The 7168-nt window shown below is 70.9% G+C and carries 6 protein-coding genes; all 6 read right to left on the bottom strand.

What is annotated here, in order from left to right:
• Window positions 1–159: 159 nt before the first annotated feature.
• Entirely contained in the window at window positions 160–1380 is a 1221-nt protein-coding gene (locus tag G6031_RS12220) for an acetyl-CoA C-acetyltransferase (RefSeq protein WP_182653408.1), read from the bottom strand.
• 27 nt (window positions 1381–1407) lie between these two features.
• Window positions 1408–2601 carry an SGNH/GDSL hydrolase family protein gene (locus G6031_RS12215; RefSeq protein WP_182653407.1) on the bottom strand — a complete coding sequence of 398 codons (1194 nt, stop codon included), beginning with the start codon at window positions 2599–2601 and terminating at the stop codon, window positions 1408–1410.
• Window positions 2598–3941: a hypothetical protein gene (locus tag G6031_RS12210; RefSeq protein WP_182653406.1), complete on the bottom strand. Its 1344-nt coding sequence runs from the start codon at window positions 3939–3941 to the stop codon at window positions 2598–2600. The genes G6031_RS12215 and G6031_RS12210 overlap by 4 nt, the downstream gene beginning before the upstream one ends.
• Window positions 3938–6178, bottom strand: coding sequence for an AAA family ATPase (locus G6031_RS12205; RefSeq protein WP_182653405.1), 2241 nt, complete (start codon window positions 6176–6178; stop codon window positions 3938–3940). The genes G6031_RS12210 and G6031_RS12205 overlap by 4 nt, the downstream gene beginning before the upstream one ends.
• Before the next feature lie 92 nt (window positions 6179–6270).
• Entirely contained in the window at window positions 6271–6768 is a 498-nt protein-coding gene (gene greA, locus G6031_RS12200; RefSeq protein ID WP_017835774.1) for a transcription elongation factor GreA, read from the bottom strand.
• Window positions 6769–6890: 122 nt separating this feature from the next.
• A partial coding sequence (locus G6031_RS12195; protein WP_182653404.1) for a DUF4307 domain-containing protein occupies window positions 6891–7168 on the bottom strand: 278 nt, incomplete at its 5' end.

The following is a 7168-nucleotide window of genomic DNA, read 5'->3' as shown; positions in this document are numbered from 1 at the left end:
CACCCCGATCCGTCAGGGTGTTGCGCTAGCTCCTAGAGACCACCCTGGGGAAACGGGTTCGGAACGCTCTTCTCGACGCCGGGTCGACGCCGGGTCGACGCCGGGCCGACGCCGGGTCGACGCCGGGCCGGCCGCGCGATCAGGCCGCGCGGGCGGGGATCAGCTCAGGCGCTCGAGCACCATCGCCATGCCCTGGCCGCCGCCGACGCACATGGTCTCGACGCCGAACTGCTTGTCGGCCGCCTGCAGGTTGTTGATGAGCGAGGCGGTGATGCGGGCGCCGGTCATGCCGAACGGGTGGCCCAGCGCGATGGCGCCACCGTTGATGTTCAGCTTGTCCTCCTCGATCCCGAGCTCGCGGGCGGAGCCGAGGACCTGGACGGCGAACGCCTCGTTGATCTCGAACAGGTCGATGTCGGACACCGACTTGCCGGCGATCTTCAGGGCGTTCTTGACGGCCTGGATCGGGCCGAGTCCCATGATCTCGGGGGACAGGCCCGAGACGCCGGTGGACACCACGCGCGCGAGCGGGGTGAGGCCGAGCTCCTTGGCCTTGGTGTCGCTCATGATGACGAGCGCGGCGGCGCCGTCGTTGAGCGGGCAGCAGTTGCCGGCGGCGATGGTGCCGTCGGGGCGGAAGACGGGCTTGAGCTGCGAGATCTTCTCGTAGGTGGTGCCGGGCCGCGGGCCGTCGTCGGTGGAGACCACGGTGCCGTCGGGCATGGTCACCGGGGTGATCTCGTTGGCGAAGTGGCCGTTCTCGACGGCGGCGACCGCGCGGTTCTGCGAGCGCACGCCCCAGTGGTCCTGCTCCTCGCGGGTGATGCCGGTCATCTGCGCGACGTTCTCGGCGGTCTGACCCATCGGGATGTAGACGTCCGGCAGCAGGCCGTTCTCGCGGGGGTCGGTCCACGTCTCGGCGCCACCCTCGGCGCGGGTGCCGGTGCGGGCCTCGGCGTCGGCGAAGATCGGGTTGTGGGTGTCCGGCCAGTGGTCGGAGGTGCCCTTGGCGAAGTTGGTCACGGTCTCGACACCTGAGGAGATGAACACGTCACCCTCGCCGGCCTTGATCGCGTGCAGCGCCATCCGCGTGGTCTGCAGCGAGGAGGAGCAGTAGCGGTTGACCGTGGTGCCGGGGACGGTGTCCAGGCCGGCGAGCACGGAGACGACACGGCCCATGTTGAAGCCCTGCTCGCCGCCCGGCAGGCCACAGCCCAGCATGAGGTCGTCGATCTGGGTGGGGTCGAGGGACGGGACCTTGTCCAGTGCGGCTTTGACCATCTGTGCGGCGAGGTCATCCGAGCGGATGCCCACGAGGGATCCCTTGTTGGCGCGCCCGATGGGGGAACGGGCGTACGAGACGATCACGGCTTCCGGCATGGAAGGCTCCTTCGTTGCAGGTGAGTGCTATGTGTGGTCGATCGGGAGATCCGAGTCCGACGGGTCCCGCGTGGAGCGGGTCACGCGCAGGATCCGGCTCCGGCGGCGGAGGGTGTCCGCTGCCTCGCGGGCATCGCCCGTGCTCTCGGGGTCGCCGTCCACGTCCTCATTATGCAGGTACGTGTTCTCGTCGGCGTCGTCCGCGTCCTCGTGGGTGCGGACGAAGTCGGTGAGGCGTTTGGTCAGCCGGGCGACGACAGAGTCGCGGGCCTCGTCGGACGCGTCCCCGGCCGCCTCGATCGCGTCCCCGGCCGCCTCGATCGCGTCCTCGGCGGCGTCGAGCGAGGCCTCGTCCTCCTCGGCGTCGGCGGGTGGCCGGGTCTCCGGGATCTCGTCCCACACGCCGAGCTCAACGCACACGGCCGGCAGGAGCAGCCCGGCCATGAGCTCGTAGCCGTCGGAGTTGGGGTGGAAGCGGTCGGGGGAGAACAGGCTGTCGGCGCGGGCGCGGAACTCCGGTGCCAGCGCCTCGGCGAGGAACACCGGGGTGCCACCGGCCTTGTGCACCTGCACGGTCTGCGCGGCCGCCAGTCTGCGGCTGAGCGTGGCCATGACGGTCCGGAGCGGCTGGGGTACGGGCTTGATGGTGCCGAGATCGGGGCAGGTCCCCACCACGACGCTCGAGCCGAGTTCGCGCAGGGCGCTGACCGCCTCGCCCACTCGCCGGGCGGAGGGGCCGATCGAGTTGCGTGCGGTGATGTCGTTGCCGCCGATGAGGATCACGGAGATGTCCGGCTTTCCGCCGGTCACGCGGACGGCGTCGATCTGGCCGGCCAGTCCTTTGGAGGTCGCGCCGACGATCGCCTTGCTGCTCAGCCGCACGTCCCACCCGGACTCCTCGGCCAGTCCGCGGGCGAGCAGCACCCCGGGCACCTGGGCGGCGTCGGCCGCGCCGAGCCCGGCCGCCAGGGAGTCCCCGAAGATCATCAGGTGGGCGTCGCACGTCATCCCGGGCCGCCACGGCTCGGCGGTCTCGGCGCCGGGCCGGTAGAGGCCGTCGCCGTCGAAGGGCCACGAGGTGGGCTTGGGGATCACCCGGCGGGCGATCCTGGCCTGCTGCGCGAGCAGCTCGTAGGCGCCCCGATAGGCCCCGACGGTGCCCACCGCGACGAGTGCGAGGTTGACGACGATCTTGCGGGCCGGATCATCTGACTGGCTCATCTGGCGTGGCGTCTCCCTCCGGTGCGGTGGCGTGCGGCGCTCGGTATGGCGAGCTCGCGGGCCTGCTGCGATAATTCGACGATAGTCCTGCGGCTCTCGAGTGGCCCCATCGAGAGATCCACCGGGTACTCGACGATCGAGATGTCGGTGTGCACGATCCGCCGCGGCTGCGGGGTGTCGTCGCGCCGCTGTGCCGGATACACCAGGTACGCGCGGTCCACGCCGAGCGCCGTGCAGGCCGCCAGCAGGCGGTAGTGCTCGGCGGCGCGGGCGCGGCGGTCCGTGGGATAGGTCGGGACGAAGGTGGTGACCGGCTCGCCGTCGACCTCGTACACGAGGCCGGTGGGCACGGAGATGTGGTCGCCCTCGGTGTCGGGCGCGCTGTGGCGGCCAGACCTTCCACCGGCGGCGCTGCTCGACCCGGCGTCCCCGGCGTCTGCCTGCTCGAGGCCCGTGTCCAGGTGGACGACGGGGTTCTGCAGCACCCGTCCGCCACAGCCGTCGAGGGCGGCGGTCAGTTCGGCCTCCACGAAGCGCTCGAACAGCGCGGGCATCTCGGTGACGAACGCCGCCGACGCCGCGTGGCCGTCCTCCACCTCCACCGAGATGCGGCGCACGATCCGGTCGGCCAGGGCGAGCGCGTTCTGGAACCGGGCGTTGAGCCGGGTGCGCGTCCAGGTGGGGACCGGGGCGCCCTGGCCGATCAACGTGGCGTCCGCCAGCCGGGCGTCCACCATCGCCAGTCGACGCCGGGTGGCGTCCGGCAGGTCGGGGAGGAACTGCAGGCGGTGCGCGGCGGTGCGCAGGATGCGGTTCTCGGCGATGTCCGGGGTGAACTCGGAGTAGGTGACCTCCAGGGGGATGGTCATGCCCGGGTGGCGGCGGATCTGGTCGCCCAGACGGATCCGGCCGCGCACGGTGGTCAGCGCCTCGTCGACCCTGCGGTACCCGCGCAGCAGCCCGGACGACAGGGCCTGGTGCGCCAACGCGGCCATGGACTCGGCCACGGAGACCCAGAGCTCGTCGTCGTCCCTCGCCTGGACGGCCGACGGGAGGAACGCGGTGTCGGCCGCGTGGTCGAGGAGGAAGAACAACTGCGTCAGACCCAGGTTGGCGGCGGGCAGGACCCGCACGGACAGTCCCTCGACCCGGACCGAGCCGACGCTGCCGCACGGGATCAGGCGCCACGTGTCACGCCCGGCCGGCAATACCTCGACCAGCCCGGTCTGCGACAGGTGCTGCGCGCCTTCCCAACTCAGGGTGACGAGCCGGCCACGGCGGTCGAACTCGTCGAACTCGATGGTCTCCGACGCCGCGGATCCCGTCGAGGCGGAGATCACGCCCGGCCGATCTTCCGACGCAGGGTCGCGAGCCCGAAGCGTTCGTGGACCTCGGCGCGGGACAGGCGTCCGTAGTAGTGCTCCTCGAGCAGCGGGAGGAGGTCGTACCGCCAGATCGCCTCGAGCCCGCCGGGTTCGGTGGCCCGGTCCTTCATGAAGTACGACGGCCCGATCCGCAGATCGCGGTCCGAGTCGTCGATCTCCGAGTTGAGCGCCTCCAGCAGGTCCGCGGGCTCGGTGGTCACGCCACGGGCCTCGAGATGGCGCCGCAGCACGCCCGCCACCGGCGGGGTGTCCGGGTGGAGCTCCATGAAGGCGAACCGACGCCGGATGGCGGCGTCGACCATGGCGATCGACCGGTCGGCGGTGTTCATGGTGCCGATGATGAACAGGTTGCGCGGCAACCGGAAGGAGGTGTCGGGGCTGTACTGGGGCAGGACCGTGCGGTCGCGGTACTCGAGCAGGAAGTACATCTCGCCGAAGACGCGGGCCAGGTCGGCGCGGTTCATCTCGTCGATGATGAGGAAACTCGGGTGCTCGCGCCCGGAGTCCGACGTGGCGCGCGCGGCCTGGCGGCGCAGCGGCCCGGCCTGCAGGGCGAATCCGGGCTGACCGGACTCGGTGAGCGTGGGCCGGTAGCCCTCGAAGAAGTCCTCGTAGGCGTAGCTGGGGTGGAACTGCACCAACTGGACCCGGCTCGGGTCGTCGGCGCCGGCGAGGAAGCGCGCGAGCTCCTGCGCGAGGTAGGTCTTGCCTGTGCCGGGCGGGCCGTAGAACACGATCTGCTGCCGCTCCTGCAGGGTGTCCACGATCTCCTGCAGTTCCTTGCGCGGCATGTGGAGGCTGTCGGCGAGCTCGTCGGAGATGTCGGGCAGGGTGGGCACCGTCCCGGCGCCCGGGGCCTCCGCCACCTGCGACTCGGCGGAGTGGCGGCCGGGGTGCATGGCGGCGAGCAGGGCGTCGAGGCCGTCGGTGAGGTCCACGACGGTGCCGGGCTCCCCGATCAGCTCCGAGAGCGGGCTGGGGAGGGTGTCCAGGTCGAGCGTGACCGAGTGCCACCGCACCGAGCGCTCGAGCTGCTGACCGCCGTCCTCCACGTAACCCAGGTCGTCGGTGAGGGTGCCCAGGTGCAGTTTGGCGTCGGCGACCGTGGCCACCACGTCCTGGGGGCTCATCCGGGACAGGAAGGTGTGCAGCTCCGCGGTGAGCTGGAACCGTGCCTGGTAGTCCAGGTGCGGGTACCCCTGCTCGACGGCCTGGGACACCTCGAGCCGACTGGCGTGGGCGGGGATGCGCGGAAGGTGGGAGGCGGGCAGCGCGATCCGGTTCTGCGCGACCCACTGACCGGCCTGACCGACGCCGCCGCGCCCGGGTCGGACCAGCCACGCTCGGCGGGAGTGGTCGTCGCGGTGGCGCTGCCACTGGTTGGCGATCGCACCCCGGTACCAGTCGACGGGCTGGCCGAGCTGGGCGGAGAGCGTCTCGGCGATCCGGTGGAGGTCCTGGTCGATGTCCAGCTCGTCGATCCCGGACGGCCAGCCGATGAGGTCGGCGAAGGCGTCGCGGATCCGGGTCTTGTGCTCGTGCTTGACGATCGGCTGGAAGTACCCGGGCCAGGCCAGGTACTGCAGGCTGTAGCGGATGGCCCGCCAGTCGCCGGGGGTCGAGCGGGCGGCCCGCTGGAACTCCCACGGGTCGGTCAGCGCCGCGTCGCGTTCGGCGGACTCCAGCTCGGCCCAGTGGATGACGAACGTGCACAGCCACCGCAGGTGCTCGCGCATCTGGACGTTGAACCCGAGCCCGCCGGTGAGCGGGCCCTTCTCTCCGAGCGCCTCGTCGAGGACCTCGGGGATCTCCGGGGCGTCGTCGATCCAGGACAGGACGTCCCTGATCCGTCCCCGCTTGAGGCGGGCGGTCACCGTCGACAGGGGCAGCTGCTGGATGTAGAGCAACTCGGCGGCCAGGAGCACCACCGGCCGCGGGGCGCCCTCCAGCTGGTCGTGGAGCGCCTGCATCACGGGGGAGCGGGTGGAGTCCGCGGAGTGCTCACCCGTGTGCTCCTCGGCGTCCCCGTCCAGACGCCGGATGAGCTCCTCCGCGACCTCGGGGGTCCAGGTGTAGAGCTCGTCGTCGAACGGTGACTGCCCCGTACGCAGCGCCGGTCCCAGGACCTGCTCGGCCGCCGATTCGATCTTCGGTGCCGGGCCGAATGGCCTGTCGTGGGAACCGTCTGTCACGTGGGACTCCTGGAAACGCCGGCGCGGGATCGGGCTGGTCGAACCGGGCCCGATAGTCGTGAAGAACCTACCACCGGGCCCGTCGTGGCCGGTCAGCTCTGGTACGGCTCCGCGGTCACGATCGTCACCGAGACGGACTTGCCGTTCGGGGTGGTGTACTCGCGGCTCTCGCCGACCTTGGCGCCCAGGATCGCGCGGCCCAGCGGGGAGTCGGGGGAGTAGATCTCGAGGTCGTCCTTGCCGGAGCCCTCGCCACGGGTGCCCACCAGGAAGGTCTCCTTGGTGTCCTCGTCGCCGTTGTAGTAGGCGCGGACCACGGAGCCGACCAGGGCGACGCCGGTCTCGGTGGGAGTCTCCCCGACCTGGGCGGTGGCCAGCAGGTCGTCGAGCTGACGGATGCGCGCCTCCTCCTGGCCCTGCTGCTCACGCGCGGCGTGGTACCCGGCGTTCTCCTTGAGGTCGCCCTCCTCGCGCCGCTCGTTGATCTCGGCGGCGATGACCGGACGGTTGGCGATCAGCGCCTCCTTCTCGGCCATGAGGCGGTCGTACGAATCCTGGGTCAACCAGTAGCCCTGGGTGTCGTTCGCCATGAGAGCGCACTCCAATCTGTTCGTGTGTGTGCTGCTGTACGAAAAACACGGCCCCGCGAAAGGAGCCGTGCTGATGGGACGATGCTAACACAGCGGTGACCTGGTTCGGGGCCCGAGAACCCCTACCTGCGCAGGTAATCGGGGACGTCGTCGCCGCAGCCGTAGACGTCGGCCACGAACGCGCGGGCCGAGGTGGCGATGGACATGTCGACCTGGATCGCGGTGTTCTCAGATGGCGGCACGTACACCTCCCGGCGGCCGACCTCGCCCTTGGTCTGGTCCTGCGCGCGGACGATGCAGTAGGCGGCGGTCCCGGGATCGTCCCGGGTGACGGTCATCACCACATCGGTCCGTTCGTCGTCGACGACGGTCACGCCGATCACCTCGCCGGAGATGGTGG

The sequence above is a fragment of the Dietzia sp. CQ4 genome, assembly GCF_014145125.1.
Classification (GTDB): Bacteria; Actinomycetota; Actinomycetes; order Mycobacteriales; family Mycobacteriaceae; genus Dietzia; species Dietzia natronolimnaea.
The sequence above is the reverse complement of the archived record's forward strand: the minus strand, read 5'-3'. Positions and strand labels throughout refer to the sequence as shown.

What these genes read in the sequence shown, in the direction of transcription:
- G6031_RS12220 (WP_182653408.1), bottom strand. Translation starts at nt 1,380, where the DNA reads ATGCCGGAAGCCGTGATCGTCTCGTACGCCCGTTCCCCCATCGGGCGC.
- G6031_RS12215 (WP_182653407.1), bottom strand. Translation starts at nt 2,601, where the DNA reads ATGAGCCAGTCAGATGATCCGGCCCGCAAGATCGTCGTCAACCTCGCA.
- greA (WP_017835774.1), bottom strand. Translation starts at nt 6,768, where the DNA reads ATGGCGAACGACACCCAGGGCTACTGGTTGACCCAGGATTCGTACGAC.